Origin of the sequence: Aestuariivirga sp. (assembly GCF_044238155.1) — a bacterium.
In the GTDB taxonomy this organism is placed as follows: domain Bacteria; phylum Pseudomonadota; class Alphaproteobacteria; order Rhizobiales; family Aestuariivirgaceae; genus Aestuariivirga.
On record NZ_JBIIDX010000073.1, the window covers coordinates 1 to 16,656 of the forward strand.

General features: G+C 62.6%; 15 protein-coding genes and 2 pseudogenes. 12 read left to right on the plus strand and 5 right to left on the minus strand.

Annotated elements, in window-relative coordinates:
• The 3 genes and pseudogenes from ACILRN_RS09250 to guaB form a co-directional block, all read right to left on the minus strand.
• A pseudogene (locus ACILRN_RS09250) lies at window positions 1-721 on the minus strand (MFS transporter); the annotation flags it as partial.
• 3 nt (window positions 722-724) lie between these two features.
• A complete protein-coding gene (locus ACILRN_RS09255) occupies window positions 725-1,150 on the minus strand; it encodes an MAPEG family protein (protein ID WP_395687596.1) in 426 nt (141 codons plus the stop codon).
• 9 nt (window positions 1,151-1,159) lie between these two features.
• A complete protein-coding gene (gene guaB, locus ACILRN_RS09260; RefSeq protein WP_395687597.1) occupies window positions 1,160-2,626 on the minus strand; it encodes an IMP dehydrogenase in 1,467 nt (488 codons plus the stop codon).
• 135 nt (window positions 2,627-2,761) lie between these two features.
• Here guaB and ACILRN_RS09265 point away from each other — a divergent pair, with 135 nt between their 5' ends.
• The 10 genes and pseudogenes from ACILRN_RS09265 (at window position 2,762) to ACILRN_RS09310 (ending at window position 11,632) form a co-directional block, all read left to right on the plus strand.
• Window positions 2,762-3,232 (plus strand): RrF2 family transcriptional regulator, encoded by a 471-nt coding sequence (locus ACILRN_RS09265; RefSeq protein WP_395687622.1) that lies wholly within the window; start codon window positions 2,762-2,764, stop codon window positions 3,230-3,232.
• A 106-nt stretch (window positions 3,233-3,338) separates the two neighbouring features.
• Window positions 3,339-4,361 carry a sulfate ABC transporter substrate-binding protein gene (locus ACILRN_RS09270; protein ID WP_395687599.1) on the plus strand — a complete coding sequence of 341 codons (1,023 nt, stop codon included), beginning with the start codon at window positions 3,339-3,341 and terminating at the stop codon, window positions 4,359-4,361.
• Window positions 4,361-5,209, plus strand: coding sequence for a sulfate ABC transporter permease subunit CysT (cysT, locus tag ACILRN_RS09275; protein ID WP_395687601.1), 849 nt, complete (start codon window positions 4,361-4,363; stop codon window positions 5,207-5,209). Before ACILRN_RS09270 ends, cysT begins: the two co-directional genes overlap by 1 nt.
• Window positions 5,196-6,074, plus strand: coding sequence for a sulfate ABC transporter permease subunit CysW (gene cysW, locus ACILRN_RS09280; RefSeq protein ID WP_395687603.1), 879 nt, complete (start codon window positions 5,196-5,198; stop codon window positions 6,072-6,074). Before cysT ends, cysW begins: the two co-directional genes overlap by 14 nt.
• Window positions 6,075-6,090: 16 nt before the next feature.
• Window positions 6,091-6,876: pseudogene (locus tag ACILRN_RS09285) on the plus strand (sulfate/molybdate ABC transporter ATP-binding protein); the annotation flags it as partial.
• Window positions 6,877-7,012: 136 nt separating this feature from the next.
• Window positions 7,013-8,179, plus strand: a complete 1,167-nt coding sequence (locus ACILRN_RS09290) for an extracellular solute-binding protein (RefSeq protein WP_395687605.1) — start codon at window positions 7,013-7,015, stop codon at window positions 8,177-8,179.
• 295 nt (window positions 8,180-8,474) lie between these two features.
• Complete coding sequence (gene gcvA, locus ACILRN_RS09295; RefSeq protein ID WP_395687607.1) at window positions 8,475-9,401, plus strand: transcriptional regulator GcvA; 927 nt, start codon at window positions 8,475-8,477, stop codon at window positions 9,399-9,401.
• Between the two features lie 13 nt (window positions 9,402-9,414).
• Window positions 9,415-9,618: a hypothetical protein gene (locus tag ACILRN_RS09300; RefSeq protein ID WP_395687609.1), complete on the plus strand. Its 204-nt coding sequence runs from the start codon at window positions 9,415-9,417 to the stop codon at window positions 9,616-9,618.
• A 171-nt stretch (window positions 9,619-9,789) separates the two neighbouring features.
• Window positions 9,790-10,737, plus strand: a complete 948-nt coding sequence (locus tag ACILRN_RS09305; RefSeq protein WP_395687611.1) for a sulfurtransferase — start codon at window positions 9,790-9,792, stop codon at window positions 10,735-10,737.
• A 64-nt stretch (window positions 10,738-10,801) separates the two neighbouring features.
• Entirely contained in the window at window positions 10,802-11,632 is an 831-nt protein-coding gene (locus tag ACILRN_RS09310; RefSeq protein ID WP_395687612.1) for a sterol desaturase family protein, read from the plus strand.
• Here ACILRN_RS09310 and ACILRN_RS09315 read toward each other — a convergent pair.
• Together ACILRN_RS09315 and ACILRN_RS09320 are read right to left on the minus strand one after the other, a co-directional pair.
• Entirely contained in the window at window positions 11,622-12,332 is a 711-nt protein-coding gene (locus ACILRN_RS09315; RefSeq protein WP_395687614.1) for an RlmE family RNA methyltransferase, read from the minus strand. The two genes, ACILRN_RS09310 and ACILRN_RS09315, sit on opposite strands and share 11 nt — an antisense overlap.
• A complete protein-coding gene (locus ACILRN_RS09320) occupies window positions 12,329-13,420 on the minus strand; it encodes a Ppx/GppA phosphatase family protein (RefSeq protein WP_395687616.1) in 1,092 nt (363 codons plus the stop codon). The genes ACILRN_RS09315 and ACILRN_RS09320 overlap by 4 nt, the downstream gene beginning before the upstream one ends.
• A gap of 184 nt (window positions 13,421-13,604) precedes the next feature.
• Between ACILRN_RS09320 and ACILRN_RS09325 the strand changes: the two genes are divergently transcribed.
• Both ACILRN_RS09325 and ACILRN_RS09330 read left to right on the plus strand, forming a co-directional pair.
• Entirely contained in the window at window positions 13,605-14,456 is an 852-nt protein-coding gene (locus ACILRN_RS09325; RefSeq protein ID WP_395687618.1) for a sensor histidine kinase, read from the plus strand.
• A 19-nt stretch (window positions 14,457-14,475) separates the two neighbouring features.
• Window positions 14,476-16,287 carry an ATP-binding protein gene (locus ACILRN_RS09330; protein WP_395687620.1) on the plus strand — a complete coding sequence of 604 codons (1,812 nt, stop codon included), beginning with the start codon at window positions 14,476-14,478 and terminating at the stop codon, window positions 16,285-16,287.
• Window positions 16,288-16,656: the final 369 nt, after the last annotated feature.

The following is a 16,656-nucleotide window of genomic DNA, read 5'->3' on the forward strand; positions in this document are numbered from 1 at the left end:
CCCCGGCGCAGATGTCGGCCACCGCCATGCCAGGCGCAACACCGGACAGCAGCGCCGCCACCTGCGAGCCCGCGTCCTGCACCTCATACCAGCCAAGGCCATGGGCGGGCTCCGCCTCGACATTGGTGTTGCGGGTCTCAGGCCCGGGTGCGGCGATGCGCACGGCGATCGGCGACCACGGGCCTTCCACCGCGCCGAAGCGGGAGAGCGCCTCCAGCACCTGGGGCCGCATGGCCTTCAGCGTGTTGACGCGGAGATCGACCGGCGCGCGCGCCGCCAGCGCAGCCCCCTCCTCCGCGGCGCGCGGGCCAAAAGCGCGGGAATAGGATGGCGCCAGCCACTCCGGCACATCGCCCGCCACATGCAGCGGCAGATCGCCGGACAATGACCGTTCCAGTGCGGCGCGTTCCTCGGGCGCAAGCGCGCCGGGCCCATGCGGCTCTTCGGCCATGACGGCAATCGCGTTTACCGGGATGGCCCACACATCAAGCAAAGCGGCGAGGGCCAGTACGCGCGGCGTCTCGCTCCCCATGCGCCAGGCCAGCGAGTTGCGCCGCCGCAGCACATCATAGACCAGCGTGCCGATGGCATGGCGGTCGGTGGAGCCGGCAAAGCGGTGCGCCTTGCCCCAGTCCTTCAGCGCCTCCGCCGCCGGGCGATGGCGCCCGGTGATGGAGGTCAGCACGTCGATGGCCGCCGAAACCCGGCCCGCCAGGCGCATGATCTAGCCCGTCACATAGAGGCGCAACGCGAACCAGGCCCACATCGCCGCAACAGCCACGAACGCAAGCGTAAAGCCGTAGAAGCGCCGCATCACATTGTTGCTGCCGGTGTGAACGAGGCTGTGCGCGATGCGTCCGGCCAAGAAGACCCAGGCAAGCACCACCAAGATTGCATCGGCCAGCTGGGTAATGATGAGCAGCGGCAGCACCGCGTAGAACAGCATCGGCACCTGGAACTGATTGTCATAGTTGTTGGCGAACTTGCGCACATCATCCGGCCAGCGGGTATTGTCGAGCGCGATCTCCGCGATCCGGGCGCGGCCGGCGCGAATTGCGGCAGTGCGGGCGCGGCCCATGCGAAAGCCCAGCGCCATCACCCATGCGACGTGGAGAAACGCCGGCAGCAGCAGCCATTGCACAATGGTCATGACGTCTCTCTATCCCTGCCGTTGATAGTTGGGCGCTTCGCGGGTGATCATCACGTCATGCACATGGCTTTCGCGCATGCCCGCCGAGGTGATGCGGATGAACTGCGCCTTGTCGCGGAGTTCCGCCAGATCGGCGGCGCCGACATAGCCCATGGCGGCGCGCAAGCCGCCAACCAGCTGGTGAAGCACCGCGCCCACCGGACCCTTGTAGGGCACCTGTCCTTCGATTCCCTCCGGCACCAGCTTGAGGCTGTCCTTCACCTCCTGCTGGAAATAGCGGTCGGCCGAGCCGCGCGCCATGGCCCCCACCGAGCCCATGCCGCGATAGGCCTTGTAGCTGCGGCCATTGTAAAGATAGACCTCGCCGGGGCTTTCATCGGTGCCGGCCAGCAGCGAGCCGATCATCGCCACCTCGGCACCCGCCGCCAGCGCCTTGGCAAGATCGCCCGAGAGCTTGATGCCGCCATCGGCGATCACCGGAACGTCCTGACGGGCGCCCTCCTCGGCGCATTCCATGATCGCCGAGAGCTGCGGCACGCCCACACCCGCCACCACGCGCGTTGTGCAGATAGAGCCAGGCCCGATGCCGATCTTCACGGCATCCGCGCCGGCGTCGATCAGCGCCTTCACCGCTTCCGCCGTGGCGACATTGCCGGCCACGATTTGCACCTTGTTCGACAGCTTCTTGAGGCGCGTAACCTGTCTGATGACATTCTCCGAGTGGCCATGCGCGGTATCGACCACGATGAGATCCGCGCCGGCATCGACCAGCATCGCGGCGCGTTCGAAGCCGGCATCGCCGGTGCCGGTGGCGGCTCCCACCAGCAGGCGCTCATGCTCGTCCTTCGCCGCCAGCGGGTGATCGGCCGCCTTCTCCATATCGTTGACGGTGATGAGGCCCACACATTTGTAGTCGTCGTCGACGACGATGAGCTTCTCGATGCGGTATTTGTGCAGGAGGCGCTTGGCTTCGGCGCGATCGACGCCGGTCCTGACGGTGACCAGATTGTCGCTGGTCATCAGATCCGCCACTTTCATGTTGAGGTCGGTGGCGAAGCGCACATCGCGGTTGGTGATGATGCCCGCCAGCCGGCCTCCGGCATCGACCACCGGAATGCCCGAAATCCGGTGCCTCTCCTTGAGTTTCAGCACATCGCCCAGCGTGGCGTCCGGCGCGATGGTGATGGGGTTCACCACCATACCGGTTTCAAAGCGCTTGACCTGGCGGACATGCTCGGCCTGCTCATGCGGCTCCAGGTTCTTGTGAATGATGCCAAGCCCGCCGGCCTGGGCCATGGCGATGGCGAGACGGGCTTCCGTCACCGTGTCCATGGCCGCCGAGATGATGGGAATCGAGAGCCTGATCGATCTGGTGAGGCGCGTCGCCGTCTTCACCTGGGCGGGCAGCACGGAAGATGCGCCAGGCTTCATCAGCACGTCGTCGAAGGTAAGATATTCGGGGATCGGGCGCGGCATGGGCCAACCTCTCGAAGTCAGGGGACTCGCTGTGGGATTGGCGACCGTCCATAACACTGGCATTAAGGCCGGGGCAAGCGCTGAAATCCCCCACCCGCTTGCATTGATGCCCGATCAACGATTATGTCTACCGGGATGATCTCGCAACGCGCCCGCTACGCCTTCAAGGCCATGGTCGCCCTGGCTCGCGCCAAGCCGGGCGAGGGCCTGCAGATCCGCCAACTTTGCGAACAGGAAAAGCTGCCGCGCAAGTTTCTGGAGCAGATCCTGCTGGCTCTCAAGGCGGCTGGATACCTTACCAGCCGCCGTGGCCGGGATGGCGGCTATGACCTGCTGAAGCCGCCGGATACCATTGCGATCGGCCCCCTGCTGAGGGCGATCGATGGCCCCATAGCACCGCTTCCATGCCTGTCCCGCACCGCCTACAAGCGCTGTGACGACTGCCGCGACGAGGCGCATTGCGAACTGCGGATCGCCTTTTCCAAGGCCTATGCGCAGTATCTTTCAGCACTGGAGACGACAACGCTTGCCGAGGTGATGAACTCTGCCTCTGAGGCAACGGATGCGAGCCACAAGGCCGTTGCAGATGTGCTGCTAAGCGATTGATTCCATTATTCAGGACGGAATGTTCTGCAAAAAGAACATTTTCTTCTTGATTCACTACCATTCCCGTATAGTATTAGGTCTACAAGCTCAACACGGAGGTTCACCCATGCTTGTTCAGACCCGCCGCTCCCTGCTTCTGGCTGCCGCCGCACTGTCACTTGCCTTCACTGCCGCCACGGCCCAGGCCGAAAAGGTGCTGCTCAACGTCAGCTACGACCCGACCCGCGAGTTCTACAAGGAGTTCAACGAGACCTTCGCCGCGGACTGGAAGGCGAAGACCGGCGAGACGATCACCATCAACCAGTCGCATGGCGGCTCGGGCAAGCAGGCCCGCGCGGTGATCGACGGGCTCGACGCCGATGTGGTGACCCTGGCGCTGGCCGGCGACATCGACCAGATCGCCGCCAAGACCGACAAGCTTCCGAAGGACTGGGCCGCCAAGCTCCCCCACAATTCCGCACCCTATACCTCGACCATCGTGTTCATCGTCCGGAAGGGCAACCCCAAGGCCATCAAGGACTGGGGCGATCTGGTGAAGGACGGCGTACAGGTGATCACGCCCAACCCCAAGACCTCCGGCGGTGCGCGCTGGAATTATCTCGCCGCCTGGGCCTATGCCACGAAGGCGCTCGGCGGCGACGAGGCCAAGATCAAGACCTGGATCGGCGATCTCTACCGCAACGTGCCGGTGCTCGACACGGGCGCGCGCGGCTCTACCACCACCTTTGCCCAGCGCGGCATTGGCGATGTGTTCATCAGCTGGGAGAATGAGGCCTTCCTCGTCCAGAAGGAATTTGGCGCCGACAATTTCGAGATCGTGGTGCCCTCGCTGTCGATCCTTGCAGAGCCACCCGTGGCGGTGGTCGAGGGCAACGCCAGGGCCAAGGGCAATCTTGAGGCCGCCCAGGCCTATCTCCAGTTCCTCTATTCGCCCACCGGCCAGAAGCTCGCCGCCAGGCACTTCTTCCGCCCGGTCGACCCGTCCGCCGCCGACCCGGCCGACATCGCCCGCTTCCCGAAGCTCGAACTGGTTTCGATCGACAAGGACTTCGGCGGCTGGGCCAAGGCACAGAAGACCCACTTCGCCGACGGCGGCGTGTTCGACCAGATCTACAAGCCCACCAACTGATGCCTGCCGCACTCCTCCCCAGGCTGCGGAGCCCAAGCGTCATCCCCGGTTTCGGGCTGGCGCTTGGGCTGACGCTCACCGCGCTGAGCCTCATCGTGCTGATCCCGCTCGCAGCGCTCGTGCTGCGCGCGATCGCGGTGGGGCCTCAGGCGTTCTTCGAGATCGCCACCGATCCGCGCACGCTTGCCGCGCTGCGGCTCTCCTTCGGCACGGCGCTGTTCGCAGCGGCCATCAATGCGGTGTTCGGGTTGCTGATCGCCTGGGTGCTGGTGCGCTACCGCTTTCCCGGCCGCCGCCTGATCGATGCAGCGGTGGACCTGCCCTTCGCGCTGCCCACCGCCGTCGCCGGCATCGCCATGGCTGCAATCTATGCGCCGAACGGGCCCATTGGCTCCATCGCCCAGGTGCTGGGGTTCAAGATCGCCTACACGCCGCTCGGCATCACCATCGCGCTGATCTTCATCGGGCTCCCGTTCGTGGTGCGCACTGTGCAGCCGGTGCTGGAGGAAGTGGAGCAGGAAATCGAGGAGGCCGCCGCCCTGCTCGGCGCCTCGCGCGCCCGCACGGTGTTCCAGGTGGTGCTGCCGCATGTCTATCCGGCACTGATGACCGGTTTCGCACTGGCCTTCGCGCGCGGCGTCGGCGAATACGGATCGGTGATCTTCATCGCCGGCAATATTCCGATGGTCTCGGAAATTGCACCGCTGCTCATCGTTATCAAGCTCGAGGAGTTCGACTATGGCGGCGCCACGGTGATCGCCACCGTGATGCTGGCCATCTCCTTCGCGCTTCTGTTCGTCATCAACGCGTTGCAAGCCTGGAGCCGCAAGAAATATGGCAATGTCTGACCGCCTGCTGCCGCTTGCCCATGCGCCGGCGCGCGCCACCAGCGAGACGGCGCTCACCCGGCTGCTGCTGATCGGAATCGCCATCCTGTTTCTGGTGGCGATCCTGTTTCTGCCGCTCATCACCGTCTTTGCCGAAGCATTCCGGAAAGGCGCGGTCGTGTTTCTCGCAAGCTTCGCGGAACCGGACACCCAGGCGGCGATCCGCCTGACGCTGCTGGTGGCGGCGATTGCCGTTCCGGTGAATGCCATCGTGGGCCTCGCCGCCTCCTGGGCCATCGCCAAGTTCGCGTTCCGCGGCAAAAATCTGCTGTTGACGCTGATCGACCTGCCGTTCTCGATCTCGCCCGTCATCTCCGGCCTCGTCTATGTGCTGCTGTTCGGCGCGCATGGCTGGCTGGGCCCCTGGCTCACCGCGAATGGAATTGAGATCATCTTCGCGGTGCCGGGCATCGTGCTGGCCACCATTCTCGTCACCTTCCCGTTCGTGGCGCGCGAACTGATCCCGCTGATGCAGGCGCAGGGCACGGCGGAGGAAGAGGCGGCGCTGACGCTGGGTGCTTCCGGTTGGCATACCTTCTTTCACGTGACGCTGCCCAACGTGAAGTGGGCCCTGCTCTATGGCGTGCTGCTCTGTAACGCCCGCGCCATGGGAGAATTCGGCGCGGTCTCCGTCGTCTCCGGACATATCCGTGGACTGACGAATACCATGCCGCTGCAGGTCGAGATTCTCTACAACGAATACAATTTCGTGGCCGCTTTCGCGGTGGCCTCGCTGCTGGCGGGCCTCGCGCTGATCACCCTCATTGCCAAGAGCCTGCTCGAATGGCGCTTCGCCGGCGAACTCGCCGCCGGGCGCCGCCACTGATTTCAGGGAGAAGACCATGTCCGTTGCCGTACACGTCAGGAACCTCGAGAAGAACTTCGGCCGTTACCCGGCGCTCAAGGGCGTGTCGCTCGATGTTGCGGCGGGTGAACTGGTGGCGCTGCTGGGGCCCTCGGGCTCCGGCAAGACCACGCTGTTGCGCGCCGTTGCCGGGCTGGAGCAGCCGGACGCGGGACAGGTGTTTTTCGGCGGCCTCGACGCCAGCACGCTGAGCCTGCGCGAGCGCCGCATCGGCTTCGTGTTCCAGCATTACGCGCTGTTCCGGCACATGAGCGTGTTCGATAACATCGCCTTCGGACTGAGGGCCAGGCCGCGCGCGGCGCGGCCTTCGGAGGCCGCCATCAGGTTCAAGGTGCTGGAACTTCTGGCGCTCGTGCAGCTTGACGGGCTGGAGAGCCGCTACCCGGCCCAGCTTTCGGGCGGCCAGCGTCAGCGCGTGGCCCTGGCCCGGGCGCTGGCCATCGAGCCGCGCGTGCTGCTGCTGGACGAGCCGTTCGGCGCGCTCGATGCCCGTGTGCGCAAGGATCTGCGCAAGTGGCTCAAGGAGCTGCACCAGCGCACCGGCCACACCACGCTGTTCGTGACGCACGACCAGGACGAGGCCTTCGAACTGGCCGACCGCATCGCCATTCTCGATCTCGGACAGATCGTGCAGGTGGGGAGCGCGCGGGACATTCTCGACCGCCCCGCCACCCCCTTCGTGGAAAGCTTCATCGAGGGCATCGGCATCGATCCCGCTCCGCAACGCCAGCACGAGCGGTCACGGCCCGTCGTGGTGAGCGCCCGCTAGAGCTGTACAGGAGACGCCACCTCAGGTCTCCGGATAGATCTCTCACGTCCCTGCTGAGAATTGCTCAATTGTACTCCACACAGGCGATATTACTCTATTATTTCTATCAACTAAGAAACTGGAGAACTCCATGAAAAACAATAAATCGAACGCCGGACTGGCAGCCCTCGCGGCACGCCGCCTCACCCGTCGTGGCCTGCTCAAGTCCGGTGCAGGCGCAGGCGCAATCCTGATCGCGGGTCCTGCCTATGTCCGCAGTGCGCGCTCATCTTCCGGTGAGATCAACCTGCTGAACTGGTCCGACGAGTTTCCAGGCGATGTGATCCCGAACTTCGAGAAGGCGACTGGCATCAAGGTCAACTCCACGCCCTTCTCGCAGAACGAGGAGCAGATCAACAAGCTCCAGGCAACGGGTGGCGAGGGCTTCGACCTCGTACAGCCCACCCGCGACCGCGCCCCACAGTTCAAGGACCTCGGCGTGCTGGCGCCGTTCGACACTAACAGGATCAAGAACCTTTCCGCTGTTCAGCCGAGCTTCATCGAAAGCTCCTCAAGCATCTGGACTTGGGACGGCGGGCTCCATCACTTGCCCCATCTCTGGGGCACGGAGGCCATCTCCTGGCGTACCGACAAATGGAAGGGCGATCCAGCCAAGCTCTCCTATGGCGATCTCTGGGCCGACGACGTGAAGGGCTTCGTGCAAGGTCGGCCACACTCTCTCCTGACCGGAATCGGCCTTTGGCTCGACCATACCGGCAAGTTGCCCTCCAACCGGCTGCTCGATGCCTTCAAGGATCCGGACAGCTTCAAAAAGATCTACGACCAGATCCTTCCCGTGGCGATCGAGCATAAGCCGTGGATCAAGCAGTTCTGGGATTCGGCCGACAACACCAAGTCGGGGCTGCTTGAGAACGATGTGATCATCGGCCAGACCTGGGATGGCCCCGCCCTCTCGCTCAAGAAGGACGGCAAGCCGGTGGCCTACCAGGCGCCAGTCGAGGGCGCCATCACCTGGCTTGACGGTCTCTCGCTCACCAAGGCGGCAAAGAACGTCGATCAGGTCTATGCCTTCATCGAATATCTCTACACGCCCGAGGTCTCGGCGGCACTTGCAGAAGGTTCGGGCTACAACCCAGTGGTCACCGGCGCCGACGCGTTCCTTTCGGAAGCCGCGAAGAAGAACTTCCAGGAAGCCTATCCGGGCGACTCGCTGAAAAACCTCTGGCATCGACCTCCGGAGCCGTCCTGGTTCGCCGAACTCCGCACGCAATATGCCGACAAGTTCAAGGCGGCCTGATCAGACGCGAGCCAGCCTGCACGAGAAGGGGTCCTGATCAGGGGCCCCTTTTTTTGTTGGGCTCGTGCGTTTGAGGATTTCTTGTCTAGAGCTTCCGATCTTCTCAGCAATCGCCACACCGTTTCCATGGTATGCCGTCAACATTGCCTAGCTGTTTGTTACGATTGGCATGGCAATTTCTTCCTCCTCAGACTTGGGCTGCAGATGACCTGCGGCCCATTTTTTTGGTCCCACCGCTTGCCAGGCAGACTATCCAATGATATTAATATCTATCTTTTCTGTAGGATTTATAGTCATGCGACGTAGACTTCCTCCTCTCAATGCCCTCAGGGCCTTCGAAACGGCTGCGCGCCACATGAGCATCTCGCTGGCAGCGAATGAACTCCGCGTCACGCCTGCCGCCATCAGCCACCAGATCCGCATTCTGGAAGACCACGTGGGTCTGCCGCTGTTCGTGCGCAGCGGGCGTGGCCTAGCGCTCACTGATGCAGGAAACGCAGGGTTGCGCGATCTTCGGGACGGATTTGCCCGGCTGTGTGCCGCCATGGACTCGATCGACTCGCTTGGCGAGGCCGGCGTCCTCAGCGTCAGCGTCGCGCCCTCATTTGCCGCAAAATGGCTTCTTCCGCGCCTCGGAGCCTTCCAGTCGGCCCATCCTGAGATCGACGTGCATGTCTCGGCCTCGATGGATCTCTCGGACTTCGTGAAGGATGGCGTCGACATCGCCATTCGCTATGGTGCGGGACGCTACTCGGATGTCTTCGTTGAGAAACTGATGACTGAGAGCTTGGTTCCTGTTTGTAGCCCAGAGTTTCTCAGGGAGCATGGGTCCTTCTACAAGCCCTCCGACCTCGTTGAGGCGACACTGCTTCATGATGACAGTCCGGATAATGACCCGTCTTGCCCCAACTGGGAAATGTGGCTCACGGCCGCTGGCGCCAGGCACATCGATGCGGCGCGCGGGCCCCGCTTCAACCAGTCGAGCCTCGTGATCGAAGCAGCCGTTCTGGGCCGCGGCGTCGGTCTGGCGAAGACCGCGCGCGCCGCGCGCGACCTGCGGCAAGGAAGGCTGGTTCAGCCCTTCCCGTCGCAAGTGAAGGTCGATTTCGCCTACTACATCGTCACGCCACGCGCCAAGTTGAACCTGCCCAAGGTTTCGCATTTCATCGACTGGCTTAGGACAGAAGCGGCCTCCGACCTGCCACAACTCGCGGTAGCCTGAGATGACAAGTCTCATGTCCAGAGGCCGGAACTTCTTCGCCGAGATGCGCCATCGCCTGGATCGCATGGCTGACAGCGTCTTCGAAAACGCCGTTACCCCCGAGCGGCGCAATGATGCGGCGCGGGACGAGTTCACGGCAGATTTCACCGCTCGTCTGGAGACAGGCCTGCGCGGTCAATCAGCCCATCGCGACCGCCGGTATCACGCCGATTGGTAAGGCGGCATCCGCAACAAAACTAAAGCGGCGGCTGAAAAAGACTCAATGCCCCTCAACGGCAAAGTCATATACTCTACCGGTTGCATAGACTATTGAGCCGCGTGTTGTGAAACATCCCCTGTCTTGCCTGGGGCGATCCGGCGGCGGCCACAGCCTCAACAGGAGAACACCATGACAATCGCCCGCGTCTCACACTCCCGCCGCCGCTTCGTGATATCGGCCATGGCCGCCGCCGCCGTCGTGGCAACGCCGCTTGCTCTGCGTCCCGCCGCGGCCGCGCAGCAGGCCAGTTCACAGCCCAACGCCAGCGCCTGGGTGATCCCGGCGGCTGATGCCCGCAAACTGATCACCGACGGCGCCGTCGTCCTCGATGTGCGGGGCGCCGAGCTCAAGAAGGCTGCGCCGCTGGCCAACGCTGTGGCGGTCGAATGGCCCTACTTCACCAAGGACTCCAAAGCCCAGAAAGGCCAGCTCCTTGACGATGACGCAGAACTGACCAGGCGCGTCCAGGACCTCGGCGTGTCGTCCGGCAAGCCGGTTGTGGTGGTTGCCGATTCCCTCAACGGCTGGGGCGAGGACGGCCGCATCGTGTGGACGCTCCGCACTCTTGGGCATCAGGCTGCCTACTTCGTTGACGGCGGCATCGCCGCTCTCACCCGTGATGGCGACCCCGGCATCGCGCCTGTCAGCGGCAAGGGCGACTTCGAAGTAAAGCGGATCGCCGATTTTGAGATCACCAAGGAGGAGCTGCGCCAGAAGCTGGGCGACAAGAACGTGGTGATTCTCGATACCCGCGAACCGAGGGAATATGCCGGCGAAACGCCCTATGGCGAGACAAGAGGCGGCCATGTGCCGGGCGCCCGGCACATCTTCTACAAGGATTTCCTCGATGCAAACGGCGATGTGCTGCCGCCCGGCCAGGTGAAGGCGAAGCTTGCGGAACTGGGCATCGCGCCCGATGCGGAAGTCGTTTCCTACTGCACCGGCGGTATCCGCTCAGGCTTCGTCACCGCCGTTCTGGCCAACGCCGGCGTCAAGGCCAGGAACTACGCGGGCTCGATGTGGGACTGGTCGAGCGCCGACGCCAAGAAATATCCGCTGGTGACGGGCGCCAACTGACAGCAAACCTGACGCTGGCGCGGAGACGGCTCCGCGCCAGATTACTCCAATCGGTGGTAGCATCATGGAAGCGGCCCTGCGCCTCGGCATATTTCTCGGCGTGTTCGTTGTTGTTGCGGTTCTTGAGATTGTTCTGCCAAAGCGCCCGAAGGCTGATGGCTGGCAAGGCCGCTGGCTGACGAATATTGGCATCCTGACCATCAACATCGTGGTGCAGCGCCTGACGGTGGGGGCGGCCGCGTTCGCCACGGCCGTCTACGCGCAGCAGCATGGCTGGGGGCTGTTCGGCTATCTCGGCTGGCCGTGGTGGCTCGAAGCGGTCGTCGGGTTCATCATTCTCGATTTCGCGATCTATCTCCAGCATGTCATGTCACATGCCTTGCCGGCCTTCTGGCGCCTGCACCAGGTGCATCACGCCGATCTCGATGTCGATCTCACGACGGGCATCCGTTTCCATCCGCTGGAGATCGTCATTTCCATGATCTACAAGGCGGCGCTCGTGGCCGCGCTGGGGATCGATCCATGGGTGGTCATCGCCTTCGAAGCCGTGCTGAATGGCGCCGCCGTGTTTACCCACGGCAACATCGCGCTACCCGAGAGGCTGGACCGATATCTGCGCTATGCGGTGTGCACACCGGACATGCACCGCGTCCATCACTCGACCATCATTCATGAAACCAATTCCAATTATGGTTTCTTTCTTTCCATCTGGGACCGCCTGTGCGGAACCATGCTGCATGCGCCGTCCAAAGGGCAACTGGGCATCGAACTGGGCCTTACGGAGTGGCGCTCGCCAGCCCAGCTCGGATTGCCACGCCTGCTCTTGATGCCGTTCCGGCAAAAAGCCCGCCAGGCCAGCGACGGCAGCGATGAGCCCATGGCCACTAAGGACTAGCTTGCCCGCCACCCCGGAAGCCCATGGCGAGAACGAACAGTTCGGCTGAATCATCGCGGCTCGCCATCGGCTTCACATGGCGCACCGTGGCGAAATCCTTCTTCATGGTTTTCAGCATCTCGCCCTCGGTGCCGCCGCGCAGCACCTTGGCGAGATAAGTCCCACCCGGCTTCAGCACCTGGCGTGCGAAGTCATAACCAGCCTCGGCCAGCGCCATGATCTGGATGTGATCGGTCTGGCGGTGGCCGGTGGCGTGCGCCGCCATGTCGGAAAGCACACAATCGGCCTTCGCGCCGCCCAGCGCCGCGATCAGAAGGTTCGGCGCGTCCTCCTCGAGAAAATCCTTCTTGAAGATTGTGACGGCCGGAATCGGATCCATGCCGTGCATGTCGATGGCGATGACCTTGCCACGGCCTTCCTCGGCTTTCACGCGCTTGACCGCCACCTGGCTCCAGCCACCCGGCGCCGCGCCAAGGTCGATGACACGGCCACCAGGCTTCAGGAAGCGGTACTTGTCATCAATCTCGATCAGCTTGAACGCCGCGCGAGAGCGAAAGCCCAGCTTTCGCGCCTCCTGCACATAGGGATCGTTGAGCTGACGCTCGAGCCAGATCTTCTGCGACACCGTGCGGCCCTTGCCAGTCTTGACCCGCACCTTGAGGCGGGTGCCCGGCTTCTTGCCGCTGCCCGGACGGCTCATGGCGATCTCCCATAGGCGCCATCCTGCTTCATCATCATGGTCAGAATGCCTTCGCGCAACCCCCGATCGGCAACACGGATCCGCCCGGCCGGGAAGGCCAAGCGGATTTCTTCGAGAATCGCGCATCCGGCCAGCACGAGATCGGCACGCTCGCGCCCAATGCAGGGGTTGGCTGCACGCTGGTCATATGTGAGGTCGAGAAGCCGCTGGGTGACGACGCCCGTCTGGGCACTGTCCAACCAGCAGCCGTCAACACGCGATCGGTCATAGCGGGCAAGACCCAGCTGGACTCCCGCAATGGTGGTAACCGTGCCGGAGGTTCCCAGGAGATGCGAGGGTACAGGCTGGGATTGACCCGTCAGTTCCGATACCCTGCGGGCAAAGTCCTGCAGCATCGGCCGGAGATGGGCACGCATCGCGGCAAAAGAAGCCGGGGTCACATCGACACCACCACCGAACTGCTCCGAGATCGTCACCACCCCGGCACTGAGCGACGTCCAGGCGACCGTCTCGAATCTTTCACCTGCCCGGCGCATCCACAGCATTTCGGTCGATCCACCTCCAATATCGAAGACCAATGCCGTCTCCGCTGCTCGATCAACCAGCGGCTCAGCCCCAACCGCCGCAAGCCCAGCCTCCGTCTCTCGGTCGATGATCTCGAGCGAAAGACCAGTCTCCTCGCGAACCCGGACGATGAATGCTGGTCCATTGGCTGCAAGCCTACAGGCCTCGGTTGCAACCAGTCTTACCTTTTCAACCTTTCGCCACCGCAATTTGTTGGCGCAGACGCGCAAGGCCTCGATGGTACGGGCCATAGCCTCGTCGCTGAGCCGGCCTGTCTGGCCCAGTCGTTCACCCAGCCGAACGATGCGTGAAAACGCATCCACCACCACAAATCCCTGGCTTGCAGGTGTGGCAATCAACAGTCGGCAGTTGTTGGTGCCAAGATCCAGAGCGCCATATAGCCCGCCGGGCGGCGGCTCCCGCGGCACGGTCGGCCTGCGGGCAAAACGCCCGCTGCCTGCTGACTTGCGCCGGGACCGGCTAGGGCCCGGCCTGCTGGCCGCATCCACGATCGATCCTTCCATGGAACGGCCGGCGCTCGACGGCAAGACGGAGCCGTAACAGCCATTCCCTCAAACATGTCGTTGTGTTAAGTCTATCAGGTCAAGTCAGAACCCTCAAAGAAAAATGAATAGAACCCGGGCGTTGGCCATTAACCCGCCGTTGAGACGTTGAAGTTGAAACTAATTTAAAACTTATGGATGTATGATGCGTGGATTCGCTTCTCTACGACCGAGAAAAGGCTCGCTGATCAGCGAGTTCTCCGACCATCTGAGCCTCGCTACACTTCAGAAGAAACAGGCCACCGCACTCCGTGCGGCAAAGGTGGATGCCGAGCTTGCCTCCAAGGCCAAATCCGAATTCATCGCCAACATGAGCCATGAACTGCGCACGCCGCTCAATGCCATCATCGGCTTCTCGGACATGCTTCACACCGAAACTGTAACCAGCCCCGAAAAAGTTCACGAGTACTCCGGCTACATCAAGCATGCGGCAGAACACCTGCTCGAACTCATCAACGGCATCCTCGACATCTCAAAGGCACAGGCCGGCAAGCTTTCGGTAGAGCGCGAGCCGGTCGATCTTCGCGCTATCCTGGCATCCTGCCTGCTGATCGTTGAAGCGAAGGCCCGGGAGAAGCATGTCACCGTTCGCTGCAAGGTTCAGGATGACTTGCCCCGTGTGATGGGTGACACGCTGCGTCTGAAGCAGATCCTGATCAATCTCCTGGGCAATGCAGTGAAGTTCACGCCCGAGCATGGGCTCGTCAGCCTGCATGCCGACGTCCCCGCTCCTGGTGATTTTGCGTGGGTCGTGGTCGAGGACAATGGCATCGGCATGTCGCAGATGGAGGTTCAAACGGCACTGCGTCCATTCGGCCAGGTCGACACCGGCTTCAGCAAGCGCCACGAGGGAACCGGTCTCGGACTGCCGATCGCCTATGCCCTTGCAAAGCTTCATGGCGGTGATCTGCAGATCACCTCGCAGAAGGGTAATGGCACACGCGTGACCCTGACACTTCCACTCGCCACCGCCGCGGCTGAAGCTGCCTTGCGCTGAAACCAGGGAGACGAAGACCATGCCAGCTGGCGCAACTGATCTCGACCAACATGATCAACCCAAGGGGAAAACCCGGGTGGGGCGCATTGTGGCACTCACGGGAGCGCATGCCGTCATTCTCATCGACCACGATGCCGACATCAGCGCCAAGACACCCGAGATCGGAACGCTGCTGGCAGTTGAAACGCCGCATACCATCTCCCTGTGCATCGTCGCTGCGCTGTCGGCGCCCACGCCGACTCATGCCGCAGACGAGCCTGAGCTGCGCATCATCGAGGTGGAGTTCCTCGGCGAACTGACGAAGGACAGTCAAGGCAGGCCAGCCGCCTTCCGCCGGGGTGTCTCGCAGTATCCCTCGCTCGGCGACATCGTGCAGCGCGCCACCAGACAGGAGCTAGAAAGAGCCTACTCCTACAGCGGAGACGCGGCGATCCGCATCGGCCATATCCTGCAGGACTCCACCATTCCAGCCATGGTCCGGATCGACGATCTGCTGGGCAAGCACTTCGCGATTCTGGGCACCACCGGCACCGGCAAATCCTGCACGGTTGCACTCATCCTGCGCCGTATTCTCGAGCGCAATCCGATGGGGCATATCCTCCTGCTCGACGTACACCGCGAATATGCCCATGCCTTCCGGGACATCGCAGAGGTCATAACGCCAGCCAACATGAACCTGCCGTTCTGGCTTCTCACCTTCGAGGAGATCGTCGAGATCCTGATCGGCCAGCAGCCCAATCGCGAGCCCGACATCGAGGTGCTGCGCGAACTCATCCCTATCGCAAAGCTCAGATACATGAAGAACCAGCGCCGCGATCGGCCGGGGCGGGGACGCTACCGGGAGTCGATCGAAGCCGTGACGGTTGGCGTCGACACCCCAATACCTTACCGCTCCTCCGACCTGATCGGACTGATCGACGAGCACCTTGGCAAGCTCGAATTGCGTGGCGAACTCGCGCCCTACAAGCGCCTCAAGGCGCGGCTCGAGTCGATCAACCGGGATTCCCGCTATGCCTTCATGTTCGGTTCGCTCACCGTGCAGGATACGATGCCCCAGGTGCTGGCCAGGCTGTTTCGCATTCCCGTGAATGGCAAGCCGATTGCAATTGTCGAACTGGGCGGCCTGCCGTCCGAGATCATCAATGTCGTGGTGTCGGTCCTCGCGCGGCTGGCCTTCGACTTCGGTGTCTGGAACGGCGGCCGCATTCCCCTCACCTTTGTCTGCGAGGAAGCCCACCGCTATGTCCCGGTCGCGCAGACGCTGGGCTTTGAGCCTACCAAGCGCGCCATTTCGCGCATCGCCAAGGAAGGCCGCAAATACGGCATTTCGCTTTGCGTGGTCTCGCAGCGGCCGGGCGAACTCGACGCCACCATCCTCTCTCAGTGCAACACGATATTTGCCACGCGCCTGTCCAATGAGCGCGATCAGGAGATCCTGCGGGCCGGCGTTTCGGACTCGGCGGCAAGCCTTCTTGCCTTCATGCCCACCATGGGAACGGGCGAAGCCGTTGCCTTCGGTGAGGGCGTGGGGCTTCCAACCCGCATCAAGTTTGACATCCTGCCGGACGATCAGCAGCCACAGAGCCAGTCCGCCTCGTTTACCGGCAGCTGGCTCTCGGAAGTTGAGGACGATGGATTGCTCGAGGATATCGTTCAGCGTTGGCGGACCCAGAGCTTCTCGCCCGACACCCAAGGCTTCGACCTCAGCGGAATGGCAGAATCCGAACCAGAGCCTCGCAAACCAGCAGCATCCGGCGAAACCAAGCGCACCGCCCAGCGCAGCGAGGACATGCAGAGCCTCGCCAACCTGATCCGGCAGTTTCGAAGCTGATGAGAGCCAATGCCCCAGCCCGGACTCCCCTCTTGCATGGCGGGCACTTCGCCGCTATCACCCGCCCCACGGCCGTTTGGGGGATCGTCTAACGGTAGGTCATCTGTTTCGAATAGTAAAAAGAACAAAATTTCCGTATAAACACTCATGTTTTTCAGGTTTTTTTGAACTCTTAGGGGGGGGGTACACGCACAGCCTCATTGAGCGCAGTTATTCCTTATTTGTTCTCATAAAGTGTACCCCCCTAATTCTATAATTCCCTGTGTCGACAATCATGGCACAAAAGCGCACTCGAGGGCTTCGCTTGAGCGCAATCGTATTCTACCTTTTAGGAACCTTCCGTGGCCGTTAGGGGGCTGCCAGTAGGCG